Origin of the sequence: Kitasatospora sp. NPDC059599, from assembly GCF_042735125.1 — a bacterium.
Taxonomy (GTDB): domain Bacteria; phylum Actinomycetota; class Actinomycetes; order Streptomycetales; family Streptomycetaceae; genus Kitasatospora.
In genome coordinates this window covers 95,537-114,605 of record NZ_JBHWCL010000011.1, presented here as the reverse complement: position 1 = coordinate 114,605, position 19,069 = coordinate 95,537, and the positions used below count along the sequence as shown (strand labels likewise).

Here is a 19,069-nt window from a genome sequence, read left to right as displayed (position 1 = left end):
GTCGATGCCGACCGCGCGCCTCCCGGACGCCGTGACCCCCAGGATCAGGAGGCGGCCCCGTGCTCCGGGGCGCGGTGCCCGGCCGAAGCCTGCTCCTGGAGCAGCGCGGCGATCTGGCTGACGTCGTCGAAGATGCGGATGACGTCGTTGATGTCGGTGGCCGAGGCACCGTTCACGCCGATGAAGAACAGGTGCAGACAGCCGTCGTCCGTCTCCAGGTAGCCGGCCAGGTCCTGGGCGTTGTACGCGATCCGCTGGTTGAGGTCGTCCGCGCCGACGATGGTCCCCGGCTTGGCGAAGACCTTGCCCCGGGCCGGGCAGTCGGTGGTGCAGGAGATCGCCAGCGAGCCGTCCACGCCGAGGATCGGCAGGGCGTGGCGGAAGGCGTCCGCGTCGGGGGTGCGCAGCCAGTAGGCGAGCACCTGGTCGAGGCCGATGGGCGTGGCGCGGTCCTGGAAGACGCCGCCGCGTCCGTCGGCGAGCTGGAACTGGGTCGGGTCGACGTGCGCCACGTCGGTGAGGAAGTCGCGCTCGACGCCGAAACCGTCGAAGCAGTCCTTGCTCCCGCGCGTCACGGCCATGTTGCACAGGGCCAGGTTGGCGCCGAGGTTGTGGCTGACCTTCAGGATCAGCTTGGCGTACTGGCTGTACGGCGGGGAGACGTACGCGGCCACCTGCGGGTCGCCGTCGTACGAGGCCGGTAGCTTGCCGTCCGGGTTCGGGCCGGTGGGGTCGGCGGAGACGGTCACGCCCGCGCGCGCCAGCGCCTCGATCAGCGCGGTGCGGCCGAAGGCGTTCGGGTCCTGGACGTTCGAGATGCGCAGCACGGGCTGCGCGTCGGCGGCGATGGTGCCGCTCAGCGTGATCCGTGTGCCGTCGGGGGAGGCCGAGACCCGGATGTCCGTGGTGCCGCCCGCCGCCACCGTCTGCACGGTGGAGGTGACCTGGTAGGGCGCGACCTGCGGGCGCCACATGAGCTGCGCGGTCTCGCCGGGGGCGCTGGGGGTGGTCAGCAGGTCGATCACGTTGTCGTTGATGATGAGCGGGGTCGGCTGTGGGTCCAGCGCCGGGGGCGCGAACAGCCGCGGGTCCACCACGACGTCACCGTTGACGCGCGTGATCCCCGTGGCCCGCACCTGGTGGGCGATCATGTCCAGGCCGGCGAGCGGGTTCTCGGGGGTGAGGGTCGCGCCGGGCAGGTCGTTGGCGCTGGTGTGGTCGATCGAGGTGTAGTCGACCGTCCCGTCGGGCCTGGTCCGGCCGCCCATCGTGAGGTCGCCCTGGGCGACCATCGCCAGGTTGCCGGTGAGGGTTGAGCCGGTGCGCGAGCCGGTGGCGAAGACCGGGGTCGAGAAGCGGTGGTCGGGGCCCAGCGCGTGCCAGGCGCCCGAGATGGTGACGAGCTTCGCGGTCGAGCCGGGGACGAAGAACTGGTTCGCGTACCGGGAGTGGAACACCTGGCCGGTCGCCGGATCGGTCTCCAGCACGCCCCACTGCGCGTGCTCGTAACCGGGCTTGTGCATGATCGCCTCGATGGCGGGCCCGAGGTCGTCGTCGTGCGCCGCCGCCGGGGGCGCGGCGGTCGCGCCCGCCACGGCGGCCAGTGTCGCGCCGGCGGCGGCCCAGGCCAGCAGGCGGCCGCGGATCGTTCGTCTCATGTGTGCGTCCCGTCGTCTCTGGGGTTCGGCAGACCCGTCGCAGGCTGGTGCGGACCGGCTGCTCATGGGGCGGATCGTAGGAACCCGGGCGGCGTACTTCTCGGTAGCCGCTGGCGCGCTGACGGTGTGTGGCGGCAAAGTCCACCGGTCAGCCGATCGGAGGCGGTCGAGGTGGTACCGGGACCGGCGGCGGTGCCGGCCGTGCACGCCGAGGTGGCCGCGGTGCCGCCTGCGGACGCCGCGCCGGTTCGGCCGGCTGTGCGGTCGGGGCGCCGGCCAGGGCGCGGGTCGGGGCGCGGGTCGGGGCGCGGGCCGGGGCCGCGCCGCCCGGCGGCAGGGCGGCGGCCGTCGACCGGCGGGAGAGCGTCTGCCGTGGACCCACCGTGCGATTCCTCCTCAGTGCCCGGAGTGGTAGGCCTGAGAGCCTGGCAGCCCGTCGCCCCCGTGGCCAGACGGCAACTCCCTTGCGGGTGGGCCGGATTCGGTCACGGCACGCATCGCTCCGGCAAGCCCCGCAGGCCCCGGACGCCCCGCGTACCTCGCAAAGCCCCGCGTACCTCGCAAGGCCTCGCGTACCTCACAAGCCCCGCCTGCCGCGGAGGCATGCCACCGTCCGTCGGTCACCGCTCCGCCAGCACCCGGGGCAGCCGATCCGCGACCGCGTCCGCGAGGCGTTCGAACTCGGCCCGGAGGAGGGGCGCGGCGAGGCGCGCGAGGCCGTTGAACCGCAGCGAGGCGCGGTAGACCAGGAGCGTGCGTCCCCGGGAGGCGCGGACCGTGATGTCGTCGGTGGCCCGGACGGTGCGGTTGTGCCCGACGAACACCAGCCGGTCGGGCCGGTACTGCTCCAAGCGGTAGACGAGTTCGGTGCGCCGCCCCCTGAAGCGCGAGGTGTTGCGCCACTGCGCCCCTTCGGCCACCGGCCCGGTGTCCAGGCGGACGCAGCTCTCGGTGCCCGGGTCCCACCCGGGCGTGTTCCCGAAGTCCGCCAGGTAGCGCAGGACCTCCTCGGCCGGCCGGTCGACCACCATGGCGCGTTCCACGTTGATCATCGGGACTCCTCTCGGCTGCGGCCCGCCGAGGGCGCGGGCCGTCACGCCCCTTCTTCGTCGCGGACGCGTCCGTGGATGCGCCCGTGGATGCGTCCGCGGATACCGCGATGCGCGGCCGCCGCTGTCGCCGCCCAGGGTGCTGCGCCCGGCGGGCCGGCCGGCAGTCGGCCCGCCCCGGATCCAATCCGTTCCACCGCCGGTCTCCGAATCGCACGTGGCCGGTCCGGGACGACCACCCGGGCCGGGACCGGCGCCGAGCCGAACGAGGAGGCCGCGATGTCACGGCAGACGGCAGTGGAGGTGATCGTGGTGGGGGCGGGGCCGGCCGGGCTGGCCTGCGCGCTGGACCTCACCGCGGCGGGCCGGGAGGTGCTGGTCCTGGAGGCCTCCGACGACGTGGGCGGGCGGATGCGCACCGACGTGGTGGAGGGGTTCCGCCTCGACCGCGGCTTCCAGGTGTTCAACACCTCCTATCCGCAGGTCAGACGCCGGGTGGATCTCGGCGCGCTGCGACTGCGCCCGTTCACGCCCGGCTTCCTGCTCGCCGACGGGCGGCGCTCCCGCCGGCTGCTGGACCCGACCCGTCGCCCGGCCCAGGCGCTGGGCCTGCTGCCCGACGGGCCGCTGCCGCTGCGCGACCTGGCGACCGTCGGTCTGCTGGGGCTGTGCGACGCGGCGCTGCCCGCCGCCGTGCTCAAACGGGCGCCGGAGACGACCACCGAACGGGCGCTGCGGCGGGCCGGCGTGTCGCGGCGCACCGTCGACGGCGTGCTGCGCCCGTTCCTGGCCGGGGTGTTCCTGGAGGACGGGCTGGAGACGTCGAGCCGGATGTTCCACCTGGTGTGGCGCAGCATGGTGCGCGGGAGTCTGTGTCTGCCGGGGGAGGGGATCGGGGCGGTGCCGCGGCAGCTGGCCGCGCGGTTGCCGGAGGGGCGGCTGGTGTGCCGGGCGCCGGTGGAACGGCTGACGGCCGACGGGGTGGTGCTCGCCGACGGCGCTGTGCTGCGCGGGCGCGCCGTGGTGGTGGCCACCGGGATGGCGGCGGCGGCCCGGTTGCTGCCCGGCCTGGAGGTGCCGACGGCGCGGGCGGTGACGACCTTCTACCACGTGGCGTCGGTCAGCCCGCTGCGCGAGCCGGTGCTCGTGGTGGACGCGCAGCGGCGGGTGCTGAACACGGTGGTGCTGTCGGAGGTCGTACCGGGCTGCGCGCCGGACGGCCGGGCACTGGTGTCGACCTCGGTGCTGGGTGCGGAGGCGGACGAGCGGGCGGCCCGGCGCCGGGCCGGTGAGCTGTACGGCGTGGACTCCTCGGCGTGGCGCCCGCTGGCCGACTACCGGATCGCCGAGGCGCTGCCGGCCGGGCCGGCGCCGCTGCCGCTCAGCCGCAGTACGCGGTTCGCGCCGGGCCGGTACGTGTGCGGGGACCACCGGGCGACGGCCGCGGTGCAGGGAGCGCTGGCCTCGGGTGCGCGGGCGGCCCGGGAGGTGTCGGCGGATCTGGCGGGCTCGCGGCGGTGACCGTACGGATCGGGCGCGCGGCGCGCGGCCCGGGACACGGCCCGCCGCCGGGTTCGGCGCGGCCCGGCGCGCGCGCCGCTGCGGGGACCGGCGTGCGATCCGCTGCGCGGCCCGGGTTCGCGATCCGTTGCGGGGACCGGCCTGCGGCCCGACGTCGCCTGCGAGGGAAACGGTGCACAAACGCCGCGAGTGGGCCCCTCGGGTCGGACGTCGCACGGTGGGTCTGTGGCTTCGCGAACACCGGCACGGACTCGTCGTGCTGCCGACGCCTCCGGGCGGCCCGGGGCGGCGGCCGACGACCTGCGTGCCCTCCTGGCCCGCTCGGCGAGGGGCGACGACACGGCGTTCGAGCTGCTGTACCGCGCGGTGGCCGGGCCCGTGTACGGGGTCGCGCTCCGGATCCTGCGCAGCCCGGTCCACGCGGAGGAGGTGGCGCAGGAGGTCCTGCTGGAGGTGTGGCGCACCGCCGCGGCCTACCGGCCCGAGCGCGGAACGGTGACCACCTGGGTGCTGACCATCGCCCACCACCGCGCCGTGGACCGCGTGCGCTCCGCCCGGGCGGCCGCCGACCGGGAGCAGCGGACCGCCCTCCCGGAGGCGGTGGGGTCCGATCCGCCGGACGAGCAGGCGGTCCGCTCGCTGGACCGCCTGCGGGTGCGGTCCGCACTCGCTGACCTGAGCGGAGCACAGCGCGAGGCCGTGGTGCTGGCCTACTACGGCGGCTACTCACAGCGGGAGATCGCGCACCTGCTGGACCTTCCGCTCGGCACGGTCAAGACGCGGATCCGGGACGGCCTGGGCCGGCTCCGAACCGCGTTCGCGTCCGCCCCTGCCCGATCGTCCGGCCCCGTCGGACCGTCCGCCCCTGCCCGATCGTCCGGCCCTGCCCGATCGTCCGGCCCCGCCCGGCCGTCCGCCCCCGCCGGACCGAGCGCTGCGAGGACGGTCGCGGCAGCGGGCCCCGGCGCCGGCCGAGCGGCGAGGGCGGCGAGGGCGGCACGGTGAGGGACGGGGCCACCGCCCCGGGGAGCCCCGCCGGTGCCGGCCGGTGCCGGCCGGAGGTCGGGCCAATCCGTAGCCCTGGCGGTTCCGAACCTTCGGTGCAACGACAGAACGGGCCGCGGGTGCGGCCCCGTCAGGAGGGCTCCTGTGACGATGTCCGGCACCGTCTCCACCACGCAGGTCGTCCCGTCCGCCGCCGGCGGCGGTGCGCGGGTGCGCAGGGTCGCGGTCGTGGGCTCCGGCGTGGCCGGTCTCACCGCGGCGTACGAGCTGTCCCGGGCGGGGACGGAGGTCGAGCTGTTCGAGGCGGACGCCCGGCTCGGCGGCCACGCCCACACCCAGGAGGCCACCGGGTCGGACGGCCGGGCCCTGGCCCTGGACACCGGGTTCCTGGTCCACAACGAGCGGACCTACCCGCACCTGGTCCGGCTGTTCGAGGAACTCGGCGTCCGCACCCGGGACAGCGAGATGAGCCTGTCGGTGCGGTGCGACGGGTGCGGTCTGGAGTACGCGGGCGCCCGTGGGCCGGCCGGTCTGTTCGCCAAGCCCGACGCCCTGGCGCGCGGCCGGTACCTGCGGATGCTCGCCGAGGTGCCCCGCTTCCACCGGGCCGCCCGCCGCCTCCTCGCCGCCCCGGCGGCGGGTGACCCCAGCTTGCGCGACTTCCTCGCAGCCGAGGGTTTCTCGCCGTACTTCGTCAGCCACTTCGTGACCCCGGTGGTCGCCGCCGTGTGGTCCTGCGCCCCCGATCTGGCGGGCGACTACCCGGCGCGCTACCTGTTCGCGTTCCTCGACAACCACGGCATGCTCTCCGTGACCGGCTCGCCGACCTGGCGCACCGTCGTCGGCGGCTCGCGCACGTACGTCGAGAAGATCGCCGAGCGGCTCACCGCCGTCCACCGGTCCGCCCCCGTGCGGGCGGTGCGCCGCCACCCGGACGGCGTCACCGTGATCTCCGGGGACGGCCGCCGCACCGTGGCCGACGCCGTGGTGATCGCCACCCACGCCGACCAGGCACTGCAGCTGCTCGTCGACCCGACCGACGCCGAACTGGAGGTGCTCGGCGCGTTCGCCTACTCGCGAAACCCGACCGTGCTGCACCGCGATCCCTCCGTCCTGCCCGCCGCGCGGTGGGCCCGCGGTTCCTGGAACTACCGGATGCCCCACTGCGACGCGCCCTCGGACCGGGTGCGGGTCAGCTACCACCTCAACCGGCTGCTGCGCCTGGACACCGCCGAGGACTACCTGGTCACCCTCAACGAGGACCGGCAGCGCCCGGTCCCCGAGGACCTGGTCGTCTCGCGGACCGTGTACGAGCACCCGATCTACACCGCGCACACGGTCGCCGCGCAGCGCCGACTGCCCGAACTCACCACCACGCGAACGGCGTTCGCCGGCGCCTACCACGGCTGGGGGTTCCACGAGGACGGCTGCCGCTCCGGCATCGAGGCCGCACGGTCCCTGCTGGGGGTGGGCGCACCGTGACCACCCTCCCGGGCCCGTGGGGCGCGGTCCTCTACGACACCACCACCACCCATGTGCGCACCGCACCCCGACGTCCCGCCTTCCGGCACCGCGGCTGCCTGTGGCTGGTGGACCTCGACCACCTCCCGCCGGTGCCCCGGCCGCTGCGGCCACTGGCCAGGTTCCGGCCGCAGGACCACGCACTGGAGCCCTCCGGCGAGGAATTGACGATCCGTCAGGAGCTGGAGCGCTACCTCGCCGGGCACGACGTCCGGCTCGGCGACGGCCGGGTGCTGATGCTGACCCAGGCCCGCTCGCTGGGGTACGTGTTCAACCCGCTGACCGTGTACTGGTGCCGCGACGGCGCCGGTCGCCCGCTGTGCACGGTCGCCGAGGTCCACAACACGTACGGCGGACGGCACCGCTACCTGCTGCCGCCCGACCCCGAAGGGCAGGGCGAGACCCCCAAGGACTTCCCCGTCTCGCCGTTCTTCCCCGTCGACGGCCACTACCGGATGGTGCTGCCCGAGCCGGGCGAGCGCCTGCGCCTGACCGTCCACCTGGAACGCGACGGCGGCCGCGCCTTCACCGCCACCGTCCACGGCACCGCGCGACCGGCCGGCCCCGCCGCTCTGCTGCGCGCCGCGCTGACCCACCCGTTCGCGACCTGGGCCGTCAGCCTGCACATCCGCTACCGGGGGATCCGGCTGTGGCTCAGCGGCCTGCCCGTCCACCCGCGCCCGCCCGACCGCCAGGGTTCGCCCGTCCACCCGCGCCCGCCCGACCGCCAGGGTTCGCCCGACCGTCCGCCCCGGCGTGCCGACAATGCCCCGCCCCCGCCCACGCCCACGCCCACGGAAGAGGTGCCCACCCCATGACCACCACGGTCCCCCCGGCGGCACGGCCGGTGCCCGTCGTCGACCCCGCCCGCTGGCCGGACGTCGCCCGGGTGCCGCACGCACCGCTGCGCGCCGCCGTGGCCGGGCGGCTGCTGCACCGGGTGGCGGCACAGCGCGGCGTGCGCGTCGAACTCCCCGACGGCCGGACCCTACGGCGCGCCCCGGCCGGAGCGCCGGTCCTGCGGCTGCACCGCCCCGAGGACTTCCTGCACCGGGTCGGCGAGAGCGGCCTGATCGGATTCGGCGAGGCCTACCAGGCCGGCGACTGGGACAGCCCCGACCTGGTCGCGCTGCTCACCCGGCTGGCTGCCGCCCCCGAGACACTGGTGCCGACCGGGACGCAGTGGCTGCGCCGGCTCTGCGTCAAGCGTCCGCCGGCCGAGGAACTCGCCACCACCACGAACGCGCGGCACAACATCCGCCGCCACTACGACCTGTCCAACGACCTGTTCGCCCTGTTCCTCGACCCGACGATGACCTACTCCTCGGCACTCTTCCCGGCCGCTCCCGGCCCGCTGCCCGCCGCGACCCGGGAGGACCTGCCCGCCGCCCAGCACCGCAAGATCGACCGCCTGCTCGACCTGGCCGGCGTCGGCACCGGGACCCGGCTGCTGGAGATCGGCACCGGCTGGGGCGAACTCGCCGTGCGCGCCGCCGCCCGCGGGGCCCGCGTGGTCAGCCTCACCCTCTCCGAGGAGCAACTCCTCCTCGCCCGCCGCCGGATCGCCGACGCGGGGCAGGACGGCCGGGCCGAGGTCCGGCTGTGCGACTACCGGGCCGCCGAAGGCACGTACGACGCCGTGGTCAGCGTGGAGATGATCGAGGCCGTCGGACGGCCGTTCTGGCCGGAGTACTTCGCCACCCTGGACCGGGTCCTGGCCCCGGGCGGCCGGGTCGCCCTGCAGGCGATCACCATGCCCCACGACCGGATGCTCGCCGCCAGCCGCACCTACACCTGGATCCTCAAGTACGTCTTCCCCGGCGGCCTCATCCCCTCCCTGCAGGCGATCACCGAGACCGCCGCCCACCGCACCGGCCTGCGCGTCACCGGTGTCGACTCCTACGGGCCGCACTACGCGGAGACGCTGCGCCTGTGGCGCGAACGCTTCACCGAGCGGTCGGAGCAGGTCGCGGCCCTCGGGTTCGACGAGGTGTTCCGGCGCACGTGGGAGCTGTACCTCGCCTACTCGGAGGCGGGCTTCCGCACCGGCTACCTGGACGTCCGGCAGGTGGTGCTGACCCGTGAGGAGGTGACGGCATGAGCGCGGCGGGCCCGCTCCGCACGCCCGCCGTCCGGCCCGGCGGATCCGGGGCGCGGCCGTGAACGCCACTGCCTTCGCCGTCAACCTCGCGGTCACCGCCGCCGTCGCCCTCGCCGTCCTGCTCGCCGCCTTCGCCGTCGGGGTGCGCACCGGGCGCCACCGCGGCGTGGACGTCGCCTGGGGACTGGCGTTCACCGCCGTGGCACTGACCGGCTACGCGCTCTCCGACGGCTCCGGGGACCCGGGACGCCGGCTGCTGGCCACGGTGCTCGTCACGGTCTGGGGCCTGCGGCTGTCCGCGCACATCTGGTGGCGCGCCCGGGGCGCGCCCGAGGACCCGCGCTACGCCCGCATGCTCGCCCGAGCCCCCGAGGGCCCGCCCCGCACCCGGTACGCGCTGCGGATCGTCTACCTGCTCCAGGCGGCCCTCGTCTGGTTCGTCTCCCTCCCCGTCCAGGCCGCCCAGTACGTTCCGCACCCGCTCGGTGCGCTCGCCTGGACGGGCACCGCACTGTGGGCGGTCGGCCTCTTCTTCGAGGCCGTGGGGGACCGTCAGCTCGCCCGGTTCAAGGCCGACCCGGCCAACCGGGGCCGGGTCATGGACCGCGGCCTCTGGCGCTACACCCGTCACCCCAACTACTTCGGCGACGCCTGCGTGTGGTGGGGGCTGTTCCTGCTCGCCGCGGACACCCCCGTCGGCTGGGCCTTCGTCCCGAGCCCGCTCCTGATGACCTGGCTGCTCGCGTTCGGTAGCGGAAAGCCCATGCTGGAGCGGCAGTTGGGAGCTCAGCGACCCGGCTGGGCCGACTACGCCGCCCGGACCAGCGGCTTCGTGCCGCTGCCACCGCGCCGGGTCCGCAGAAGCCCGTCCGCACCGTCGGCGGGGCCCGGTCCGTGACCGAGGCCGGTCGGCACGCGGCCGGAGGAGCCACAGCGGGGCTCCTCCGGCCGGGTTCGGGCACTCATGCGGCTGTGGCGCGGGCGGCTACGTGCCGTGCGGATGTGGATACGGATGTGGATGCGGTTGAGGCTCGGGGTGCTCCGGGTCGCACGGGTCCGGCGGGCAGGGGTCGGGCGGGCACGGCTCCGGGGGGCACGTCGGGCTGTCCTGGACCGTGATCTCCACGAACGGGCAGTCCTTCGTCAACTCGACCGTGGACACGGCGGATTGCGGCAGGTCGTAGCCGTCGGGCGCGGCGGTCTCCTGCCAGTAGTAGGTGCCGAGGGGGAGGTTGTTCGCGCTGCACACGCCGTTGGCGGGGGTGGTGCAGGGGGAGCCGACGGCGGTGTCCGGGTTGGCCCCGGTGGTCTGCAAGCCGGGGATGCCGTTGGTCTCGCGCCAGAGCTGGAAGGTGGCGCCGGCCAGCGGACGGCCGGTGTCGGCGTCGACCTTGGTGACGGTGGTGGACCCGGTCTCCGTGCTGAGCTTGGTGTCCTTGACGGTGACCGGGATGCTCTGCCCGCCGGTGTCGAGGACGACGGTGCTCACCGCGGGCTGCGGCAGGTCGTAGCCGGGGGGCGCGGCCGTCTCCTGCCAGTAGTAGGTGCCGAGGGGGAGGCCGTCGGCGGTGCAGACGCCGTTGGCGGGGGTGGTGCAGGGGGAGCCGACGGCGGTGTCCGGGTTGGCCCCGGTGGTCTGCAGACCGGGGATGCCGTTGGTCTCGCGCCAGAGCTGGAAGGTGGCGCCGGCCAGCGGCTGCGAGGTGGCGGAGTCGGTCTTGGTGACCGTGGTGGAGCCGGTCGGGGCCGTGGTCGGGGTGTCGGCGACGGTGACCGGGACGTCCTGGCCGTCGGTGTTCAGGATGACGGTGGAGACGTTGAGTTCGGGCAGGTCGTAGCCGGGGGGTGCGGCGGTCTCCTGCCAGTAGTAGGTGCCGAGGGGGAGGCCGTCGGCGGTGCAGACGCCGTTGGCGGGGGTGGTGCAGGGGGAGCCGACGGCGGTGTCCGGGTTGACGCCGGTGGTCTGCAGGCCGGGGATGCCGTTGGTCTCGCGCCAGAGCTGGAAGGTGGCGCCGGCCAGCGGCTGCGAGGTGGCGGAGTCGGCCTTCGTCACGCTGGTCGCGGCGGTGGGTGCCGGGGCGTTGCCGCAGTCCGGCAGGTTGCCGTTGAAGGGGTAGGCGTGGAACTCGGTGCCGGTCATGCCCGAACCGGAGTTGTGCAGCAGGGAGCCGGTGGTGAAGAACCGTCCGGCGGTGCCGGGCAGGTTCACCGTGGTGGAGCTGGCCGGGTTGCCGACCAGCACGCTGCCCTGGAACTGGCCCGACCCGGTGAGGGTGACGGACGTCGCGGTGGGGAAGTTCCACAGGAGGCGCTCGCGGAGCTGGTTCCAGGGGTCGGTGTCCTGGAGGCTGCCGCTGTAGGTGTTGATGGTGCGGGCACCGCCCACGAGGTTGACGAGCACCGTCGCGGTCGAGGGGATGCCGGCGAAGGCGATGCCCTGCGTCGAGCCGCCGCGGCCGGCGATGTCGAAGTCGACGTTGAAGACCTGCAGCGCGGAGGTGTCGTCACCGGTGAACAGGGTCTGGTAGCCCTGGTTGACGGCGGTGCCCGTGGCGGGGCGGGGCGTTGCGGTCCCGGCGTAGCACTCGCTGGCGGTCTGCAGCCGGCCGCGCAGCGGAGCGTAGGCCGCGACGGCCTGCGCGTCCTGGGTCTTGGTGCCGGTGATGGTGCCGGTGGCCGTGCCCGCGTAGCGGACGACGCCGCCGTCCGCCAGGAGCCGCTGGCCCGGTGCCACGGTGACGTTGCCACCGGCGGTGAGGAAGTCGGCGCCGTCGGGCGGGGGGACGCGTGAGCCGACGCCGGCGATGCCGACGTTGTACGCGGCGCTGGCTCCGGCGGCCTTGTTCATGTCGAAGTTGCCGAGGGTCACCACGTGGCCCTCGGCCTCCGCGGCCGAACCCCGGACGTTGAAGTCGCCGCCGACGAAGATGCTGACACCGGCGTCGCGGCCCGCGAAGGGGCCGTTGTTCACCGGCGGGAACGTTGCCGGGCAGTTCGCGCCCAGGCACGGCCCGAGCCCGCCCGGAAGCGTGGCCGCGCTCGCGGCCTGCGGTGCGACGAGCGACATGCCGAAGGGCACGAGCGTCAACGTCAGGGCGGTACCCGCCGCCCTGGCGAGCCGGCGTCTCCAGCGGACGGCGGTCACCGGATTCTGACTGGACTTCACCTTGGTCCTCTCACCCATGTGGACAGTGGAGCCCTTGAAGTCTTCTGGGCCGGAGGACCGGGCGCTTGCGATCGGTGGGCGCCTTCGTCTGAACGTGCGTCCAGTGCACCCGATCGGTTGCAACCCGTCGCGACTGCAACCCGTCGCGACGGGCGGGGCGGTGGTGGGTCCGGTGTGGCGGCGCGGCGGTGGGTCGGTGCGGTGTCACGGCGGGGAGCGGGGCGGGTGTTCGCCGGTGACTCCCCGCCCGTCGAGGGGCCGGGTCAGTGGTCGCGGGTGAGCCGGTAGTGCCGAGGGTCGGCGATGCCGTGCAGGTCCTCGGCGGTGAGGGTGTGGCCGTCGACGTCCAGGATCCGGAGGTGCCGTCGTTCGCGCAGCGGGCGCAGCCCGAAGGAGGACGACAGCTCCAGGTCGAGCCGGCCCTCCTCCGGGGCGAACCACCAGCGGCCGGTGACCTCTCCCCGCAGTCCCGCCCGGTGGTGGGTGCCCGTCAGGTGGCCGCCCTCGACGGAGTCGTCCGGCACGGCCGCGTCCGCCGAGGCGGTGAGGTCGACGTCCAGGGACTCCCCGGACGGGTCGTCACTCTCGATCGTCCAGTGGCCGGGCTCCACGGCCCCGGAGCCCGCCGGGCCCGCCCCGGGCGCGTCGGCGGGCCGGGCGTCGGAGGGCCGGGTGCCGAGCAGCCGGTGGACCGCGGCGTCCACTGCCCGGTCGTCACTGCCGGCCGGCAGCCGTTCGACCGGGCCCTCCCCGGGCGGCAGGGCCGTCGCGTCGAGCGGCCAGACCAGGCAGGGCTTGTCGAACGAGGCCGCGTACCGGCGCTGTTCCAGGACGTGGGGGTCGTCGGCCGCGGCCCGGGACCAGACGAGCAGGAACAGCCCGCAGGCGCCCAGTTCCTGCAGGACCGGTTCGGCCGGCAGCTCGTCGGAGAGGTCGCGGGACTCGTCCAGGGCGGTCCGGAGGCCGCCGGCGCGCAGCCGGGTGTCCAGGGCGGCGGCCCGGTCGGCGTCCGCGGGCGCGTGGGCGAGGAAGACCCCGGGGCGCGCCGTCCGGCCGGGGCCGTCGTGCTCGCCGTCGTGCTCGCCGCCGGGTCGGTCGTCGTGCTGGTCGTCGTGCATGGGCTACCTCAGACCTCCGCGTCGTACGTGTCCAGGTCGTGGCCGTGGTACCAGGGCGCCTGCGGGTTGTAGGAGGCGAGGTAGTAGTCGGCCTCGCAGGTGTACGTCGCGGGGAACAGCTGGTGCGCGCGCAGCTTCAGGAGGTTGATGGCCGCGATCTCGTTGGCCAGTGCCTGCTGGTCCTGCTGGTTCACCGGCTTGAGCTGCTCGTCGTCCACGAGCTGCTGGGCCGCCGCGAGGTTGTCCTTCAGGAACTGGGGCCACTGTGCCGGATCGCTGCTGTACGTGTAGTGCGGTGTCACCCGGTAGTGGATCATCTTGGGCCACCTGGCGTTGGGGTTCTTGATGGGGGCGGCCGGGTCCAGGACGTGGGTGACGGTCGGGTGCGACTGCTGGTAGGGCGCCAGGGCCGTCGCGCTCGACTGGGTGCCCTGGACGGTCTGCCCCGGGGCGGTGAAGCCGATCTTGCCGTCGCCGAGGTCGATCGGCTGGTTGGCGGCGATCCACTGCTCGTAGCCCGCGGCGAGTCCGTGGGTGCCGCTCTGCATCGAGGCGCGGATGGGACGTTCGACCTTGTTGAAGTGCTCCTGGGTGTTCGACTTGGCCGAGCCCATGAAGATGTTCGTGGCGGTGTCGTTGGCGCCGGCGGTGAAGTCGCCGTTGATCGCGTGCATCGCGGTGGCCGCGTTCTGCTGCCCGTTGGCGCGCACCAGGCCGCTGTCGACGGTCCTGATGGCGGTGATGTCCGCGGGTTCGCCGGGCGACGATCCGCCCCCGGTGTTGCTGAGCATCCGTTCCAGGTAGACCCAGTTGCCGAGGGTTCCGCCGCCCGCGTAGACGAGGCCGGCCTCGCCCAGCACGTCGGTCTGGATGCCGCCGATCGCCGTGTTGCCGGCCGTCATGTTGCTGAACGGCTGGAAGGCGGCCGCCCGTTGCAGGACCGCTTCCCCGGCCAGGGGGCCCGCGCCGTGGCCGGCACAGTGCTCGTCCTCGTGCGCGTGCTGCCCGGCCCGTTCCCCGGCGGCCCGGTCGGCGGCGGCGGACCCGGGAACCGCCTTGCGCATCACCCGGACGGCGTTGGCCTCGGCCTCGCGCTCGAAGCGGTCGGACGGGTCGGAGACCTTGAGCCCGGAGCCGTTGTCGCTACCCGCGACGGGGCCCCGGCGCTGCTGGAGGACGTGGGTGAGCTCGTGGGCCAGGGTGTGCCGGTCGCCGCCGCCCGCCCCGATGACGACGTGGTTGCCGGAGGTGTAGGCGCGGGCGCCGACCTCGGCGGCGGAGGCCTGGGCGGCGCTGTCGTCGTGGATGCGGACGGCGGAGAAGTCGGCGCCCATCCGGCCCTCCATCTCGGAGCGGACGGCGGCCTCCAGCGGCCGGCCGGGCGTGCTCAGGACGTCGTGGACGGCGGAGCGCTGCACCGCCGCGCCGGTCCGCCCGGCCGGGCCCGCCGCCTGACGGAGCATCTGGACGACGGCCCGGTTCCCGGCGGTCGCCTGCAGCGCCATCAGGTCCGGCCCCGGTGCCCGGCCGCCCGCGCGCGGCGTACGGACCGGCGTTCCGGTGCGTCCGGAGGTCTGGGCCCTGGTGTGTCGGGCGTGCAAGGGGGCATGCAAGGGGGGCCTCTTCCGGCGGTGGAACAGCAACCCTTCCTGCATAACGCGCGCGGTGGCCGCGGCGCCAGGGACCGAAGGGCAGACCCGGGTGCCCCTTCGGGTACCCGTACGGGCACCCGCCGACGGGCCGGCGGTTGCGGAGCCCGCGGACTGGCGGACCAGACGGCCAGGCGGACCCGACGGGCCGGCGCAGGGCCGACTGGGGTCGTCGGTGCGCCGGAGCCATGTGCCCACCAGCTTCCCGGCCTTCTCGATGCCGCGGTGACCGAGGCTGGCGATGGGCGGGTCGAGGAAGGCGTCGGCGCAGGCCGTGACGGCGGGGACGATCCGTTCGTGCGGGGCGGCAGGTCCCTCGGAACGGTGAGAACGAACGACCGGTGCCTGGCGGTCATCGGGCCACGCGCCCGATGGTGAGAAGTTCGTCGCGCACGCCGTCATGGTGGACTCCCCTACGGTGGGAGGGTCCAGTGCCGGGCTCACCGGGATCCACCGGGCGAAGCGCGAGAATCCCTGGGGCCGGAGCAGGGCCGGGCGCGACCGCACGTACGGCGCGGCCCCGGCGCGGGCTCCAGCTACTCCACGTCGGTGGCGATCACGGTCCACGCCTCGGTCGACGTGTCGTCCAGCCGGAGATCGAACGCGAAGGTGAGCGGCCTGCGCTTGTGTGCGTCGCCACGGAGCACCTGCTCGGTGCGCCGGTCGACCTCGTAGTAGACGCCCTCCGCGTCGACCGCGACACGGAGGACGATCGGGTCGCGTGAGACCAGCGAGCGCACCGTGACGGACCTGACGACGGCGTTACGCATGACGGTCCGGTCGACCGTGCGCACGGACGTGAAGTCCAGGCTGCCGTCGTTCATGACCCACTCTTCGAGGAACCGCTCGACGGCGACCTCGAAGACCGCCTTGTCGAACCGGCCGTCGAGCACGCTCAGATCGCCGACGGCGGTGTCGGCATCCGTGCTCCACGAGATGTTGGTGAGCGACAGGATGTCACTCGCACCCTTGACCGCGGTCTTCCCGGCCACCTCCAGCACCGCCTCGCGAGCGACCTCCTTCTGGTCCCAGCCGTCCGTCTCGATGGCGCTGGTCAGGTGGTGCGCACCCTCGGCCGCCTGCTCCACCGACGACACGATCCACTCTCCGGCCCGGCTCTTGCGCAGCGTCCAGTACTCGACCGGGCGCGTCGAGCCGTCCTTGCGCACGGCGTCCGGGCCGTGGCTGCGGCGTACGTAGTCCTTGAGCGTCGCGGTGATCCGGAAGGTGACGGTGTCGTTCACCTCGCCCGCGCGGTTCGCGACGTCGACCAGCTCGACCACCGGGCCGGAGACGATCTCCACGACGTTGACCTCGCCGCGTGACTCGTAGTCCCGCAGCTCGTCGGCCCACTTGCCGTAGAGCACCGGGGACAGGATCTGCTGCAACGTGGCGTGATCGTGGTGGGTCCAGGCATGTTGGGCGGTCACGTACAGCCAGACGGCCCGGCTCTCGAGCTCGGCGCGGTCGAAGGTCGCATCCGTGTCGGCGATGGCGTCGACCCGGGCCCCGACCCGGGCGGCGCGCTCGCGCGCCTGCGCGTCCGCGCGGTGCGCCGTACGGTCCGACACCGTGTTCAGACCGACCGCCTGCGCCGCCTTCCGGCGCCGGTGCGCGAACCACAGGATCAGGAGGACCACGGCCACGATCACCAACAGGGCGACGAGCCCACCGCCACCGGCTCCGACACCGGAGCCGAATCCGTAACCGAAGCCGCCGCCGCCCGACCCGTGGAAGCCACTGCCGTGGCTGCTGCCGCCGCCCCCGCTGCCCCCGGACCCGTGGCCGTGACTACCGCCCCCGCCGCGGGCGTACGCGACCGTCGGGCTACTCAGCGCGACGACTCCAGCGACCACAGTTGTCCACCGACGGGCGCGCACCGGGCTCCCCCTTCAAGAATCAGAGCTGTTCCACGAGAGCCTACAAGCCGGGTCGCCCGGGAATCGTCGGGGTCGGCCTTCGCGCACTGCCCCGCGCTGATCACTCACCGTGAGTGCCGTGTGGACTCCCCGCCGCCCGCCTTCGGGGGCGGCGAGGCGGTCGCCGGCGCGGCCCTGACCAGACCTGCGGGAACGGAGCCGTCCTCCGCGCCGGCCGCGCGGCGTGGGCCGGGCGGCGCCGGGCGGGTCTGCCGTGCGGTCGTCACGGTAGGTGGTTCCATGAACACGCACCCGTCGGTCCGCCCGTTCACCGAGGAGCCGCCGCATGACCGGCACCGTCGCCGCCCCTCCGGCCGGATCCGCCACCAGGCTCAGGCGCGGCCGGGCGGTCCTGCGCTGGCTGAGCACCACGGACCACAAGGTGATCGGGAACCTGTACCTCACCACCGCGTTCGGCTTCTTCCTGTTCGCCGGCCTGCTCGCCATGCTGATGCGCGCCGAACTCGCTCGCCCCGGAATGCAGTTGATGAGCAACCAGGAGTACAACCAGCTGTTCACCATCCACGGCACGATCATGATGCTGCTCTTCGCGACGCCGACGTTCGCTGGGTTCGCCAACGCGGTGATGCCGCTGCAGATCGGGTCGCCGGACGTCGCCTTCCCCCGTCTGAACGCCTTCACGTACTGGGTCTACCTGCTGGGCGGGTTGATGGTCGTCGGCGGGTACCTGACCACCGACGGCGCCGCCGCGTTCGGCTGGTTCGCCTACGCGCCGCTCAACGGGCCCGTCCACAGCCCCGGCACCGGCGCCGACCTGTGGACGATGGGCCTGGCGGTGGCGGGCGTCAGCACGATCCTGGGCGCCGTCAACTTCATCACCACCATCGCGTGCCTGCGCGCCCCCGGGATGACCCTCTTCCGGATGCCGATCTTCACCTGGAACGTGCTGTTCACCTCGATCCTGGCGCTGTTCGCGTTCCCGGTGCTCACCGCGGCGCTGCTCTGCCTGGAGGCGGACCGCAAGTTCGGCGCGCACGTCTTCGACGCGGCGAACGGCGGCGCGCTGCTCTGGCAGCACCTGTTCTGGTTCTTCGGCCACCCCGAGGTCTACATCGTGGCGCTGCCCTTCTTCGGCATCGTCACCGAGATCCTGCCGGTCTTCAGCCGCAAGCCGGTCTTCGGCTACTACGGCCTGATCGGTGCGACGATCGCCATCACCGCACTCTCCGCCGTGGTGTGGGCGCACCACATGTTCGCCACCGGCCAGGTGCTGCTGCCGTTCTTCTCCCTCGCGTCCTTCCTCATCGCGGTGCCGACCGGGGTGAAGTTCTTCAACTGGGTCGGCACCCTGTGGAACGGCTCGCTGTCCTTCGAGACACCGATGCTCTTCTCCCTCGGGTTCCTGGTCACCTTCCTCCTCGGCGGGCTGACCGGGGTGCTGCTGGCCGCGCCGCCCATCGACTTCCACGTGACCGACAGCTACTTCGTCGTCGCCCACCTGCACTACGTGCTGTTCGGCACGGTCGTGTTCGCGACCTTCGCCGGGTTCTACTTCTGGTGGCCCAAGATCACCGGGAAGATGCTGGACGAACGGCTCGGGCGGATCCACTTCTGGCTGCTGCTGCCCGCGTTCCAGGCCACCTTCCTGGTCCAGCACTGGCTCGGCGCCCAGGGCATGCCCCGCCGCTACGCCGACTACCTCGCCTCGGACGGCTTCACCACCCTCAACACCGTCTCCTCGATCGGCGCGTTCCTGCTCGGCGCGTCCACCCTGCCGTTCCTCTACAACGTCTGGCACACGGCCAGGTATGCGCCGAAGGTCACCGAGGACGATCCGTGGGGCTACGGGCGCTCCCTCGAATGGGCCACCTCCTGCCCGCCGCCGCGCCACAACTTCCACGCGCTGCCGCGCATCCGGTCCGAGGGCCCGGCCTTCGACCTCCACCACCCCGACTACTCACGGCAGGCCATGGACGCCCTGGAGGAGAGCCGGTGAAGGGCGAGTCCTGCCTGTTCGGTGGCATCGCCGCGTTCTTCGGCGCCGCCGCCGTCGTCTACGGCTACTTCGCGAGCGAGCCCGCCGGCAAGGCCGCGCTCACCATCGCCTTCCTGATGTCGACGTTGGTCGCGTTCTTCTTCTGGGTCCAGCACACCCGGCACAGCGGACGCCCCCAGGACCGCACCGACGCGCAGATCGTCGAGGGCGCCGGCCCGCTGGAGTTCTTCGGGCCCCGCAGCTACTACCCGGCGCTCACCGCGGCGGGGCTGGCCCTGCTCGGCCTCGGGGTGGTCTACGCGCTGTGGATCGTCCTGATCGGCGCCGGAGTGACGGCCGCCGGAGTCTTCGGGGCGTACTTCCAGTACGCGGGCCGGGAGGACTGACACGCGGTCGCCCACCGCC

Annotated in this window: 14 protein-coding genes; 8 read left to right on the top strand and 6 right to left on the bottom strand. The window is 73.9% G+C overall.

Annotation, left to right across the window (positions count from 1 at the left end):
* Positions 1-44: 44 nt before the first annotated feature.
* Positions 45-1,658 carry a D-alanyl-D-alanine carboxypeptidase/D-alanyl-D-alanine-endopeptidase gene (gene dacB / locus ACFV04_RS06540; protein WP_380343479.1) on the bottom strand — a complete coding sequence of 538 codons (1,614 nt, stop codon included), beginning with the start codon at positions 1,656-1,658 and terminating at the stop codon, positions 45-47.
* Positions 1,659-2,278: 620 nt separating this feature from the next.
* Positions 2,279-2,710, bottom strand: coding sequence for an SRPBCC family protein (locus ACFV04_RS06535; RefSeq protein ID WP_380343476.1), 432 nt, complete (start codon positions 2,708-2,710; stop codon positions 2,279-2,281).
* 276 nt (positions 2,711-2,986) lie between these two features.
* On the opposite strand from ACFV04_RS06535, the gene ACFV04_RS06530 reads away from it, so the two are divergent.
* From ACFV04_RS06530 to ACFV04_RS06505, 6 genes are all read left to right on the top strand, one after another.
* A complete protein-coding gene (locus ACFV04_RS06530) occupies positions 2,987-4,228 on the top strand; it encodes an NAD(P)/FAD-dependent oxidoreductase (protein WP_380527211.1) in 1,242 nt (413 codons plus the stop codon).
* Positions 4,229-4,453: 225 nt separating this feature from the next.
* Positions 4,454-5,233 (top strand): sigma-70 family RNA polymerase sigma factor, encoded by a 780-nt coding sequence (locus tag ACFV04_RS06525; RefSeq protein WP_380527209.1) that lies wholly within the window; start codon positions 4,454-4,456, stop codon positions 5,231-5,233.
* A gap of 150 nt (positions 5,234-5,383) precedes the next feature.
* A complete protein-coding gene (locus ACFV04_RS06520) occupies positions 5,384-6,715 on the top strand; it encodes an NAD(P)/FAD-dependent oxidoreductase (RefSeq protein ID WP_380527225.1) in 1,332 nt (443 codons plus the stop codon).
* Entirely contained in the window at positions 6,712-7,572 is an 861-nt protein-coding gene (locus ACFV04_RS06515; RefSeq protein ID WP_380527207.1) for a DUF1365 domain-containing protein, read from the top strand. Before ACFV04_RS06520 ends, ACFV04_RS06515 begins: the two co-directional genes overlap by 4 nt.
* On the top strand, positions 7,569-8,855 hold the full coding sequence (locus ACFV04_RS06510; RefSeq protein WP_380343465.1) for a class I SAM-dependent methyltransferase: 1,287 nt from the start codon (positions 7,569-7,571) through the stop codon (positions 8,853-8,855). Before ACFV04_RS06515 ends, ACFV04_RS06510 begins: the two co-directional genes overlap by 4 nt.
* A 58-nt stretch (positions 8,856-8,913) precedes the next feature.
* Positions 8,914-9,753, top strand: coding sequence for a DUF1295 domain-containing protein (locus ACFV04_RS06505; protein WP_380527205.1), 840 nt, complete (start codon positions 8,914-8,916; stop codon positions 9,751-9,753).
* Positions 9,754-9,840: 87 nt separating this feature from the next.
* Here ACFV04_RS06505 and ACFV04_RS06500 read toward each other — a convergent pair whose 3' ends face one another.
* From ACFV04_RS06500 to ACFV04_RS06485, 4 genes are all read right to left on the bottom strand, one after another.
* Entirely contained in the window at positions 9,841-12,039 is a 2,199-nt protein-coding gene (locus ACFV04_RS06500) for a SpaA isopeptide-forming pilin-related protein (RefSeq protein WP_380527203.1), read from the bottom strand.
* 245 nt (positions 12,040-12,284) lie between these two features.
* Positions 12,285-13,139: a hypothetical protein gene (locus ACFV04_RS06495; RefSeq protein WP_380527202.1), complete on the bottom strand. Its 855-nt coding sequence runs from the start codon at positions 13,137-13,139 to the stop codon at positions 12,285-12,287.
* Positions 13,140-13,147: 8 nt separating this feature from the next.
* Positions 13,148-14,794, bottom strand: coding sequence for a DUF4157 domain-containing protein (locus tag ACFV04_RS06490; RefSeq protein ID WP_380527200.1), 1,647 nt, complete (start codon positions 14,792-14,794; stop codon positions 13,148-13,150).
* Positions 14,795-15,324: 530 nt separating this feature from the next.
* Complete coding sequence (locus tag ACFV04_RS06485) at positions 15,325-16,440, bottom strand: TIM44-like domain-containing protein (protein ID WP_380527223.1); 1,116 nt, start codon at positions 16,438-16,440, stop codon at positions 15,325-15,327.
* 553 nt (positions 16,441-16,993) lie between these two features.
* Here ACFV04_RS06485 and ctaD point away from each other — a divergent pair.
* A complete protein-coding gene (gene ctaD / locus ACFV04_RS06480; RefSeq protein ID WP_380343451.1) occupies positions 16,994-18,664 on the top strand; it encodes a cytochrome c oxidase subunit I in 1,671 nt (556 codons plus the stop codon).
* Positions 18,661-19,050 (top strand): cytochrome c oxidase subunit 4, encoded by a 390-nt coding sequence (locus tag ACFV04_RS06475; protein ID WP_380343449.1) that lies wholly within the window; start codon positions 18,661-18,663, stop codon positions 19,048-19,050. Before ctaD ends, ACFV04_RS06475 begins: the two co-directional genes overlap by 4 nt.
* The last annotated feature ends 19 nt before the right edge of the window (positions 19,051-19,069 follow it).

Bases quoted from the DNA above. Each gene is read 5' to 3' on its own strand.
- ACFV04_RS06535 (WP_380343476.1), bottom strand. From the start codon at position 2,710: ATGATCAACGTGGAACGCGCCATGGTGGTCGACCGGCCGGCCGAGGAG.
- ACFV04_RS06500 (WP_380527203.1), bottom strand. From the start codon at position 12,039: ATGGGTGAGAGGACCAAGGTGAAGTCCAGTCAGAATCCGGTGACCGCC.
- ACFV04_RS06495 (WP_380527202.1), bottom strand. From the start codon at position 13,139: ATGCACGACGACCAGCACGACGACCGACCCGGCGGCGAGCACGACGGC.
- ACFV04_RS06520 (WP_380527225.1), top strand. From the start codon at position 5,384: ATGTCCGGCACCGTCTCCACCACGCAGGTCGTCCCGTCCGCCGCCGGC.
- dacB (WP_380343479.1), bottom strand. From the start codon at position 1,658: ATGAGACGAACGATCCGCGGCCGCCTGCTGGCCTGGGCCGCCGCCGGC.
- ACFV04_RS06530 (WP_380527211.1), top strand. From the start codon at position 2,987: ATGTCACGGCAGACGGCAGTGGAGGTGATCGTGGTGGGGGCGGGGCCG.
- ACFV04_RS06510 (WP_380343465.1), top strand. From the start codon at position 7,569: ATGACCACCACGGTCCCCCCGGCGGCACGGCCGGTGCCCGTCGTCGAC.
- ACFV04_RS06490 (WP_380527200.1), bottom strand. From the start codon at position 14,794: ATGCAGGAAGGGTTGCTGTTCCACCGCCGGAAGAGGCCCCCCTTGCAT.
- ctaD (WP_380343451.1), top strand. From the start codon at position 16,994: ATGACCGGCACCGTCGCCGCCCCTCCGGCCGGATCCGCCACCAGGCTC.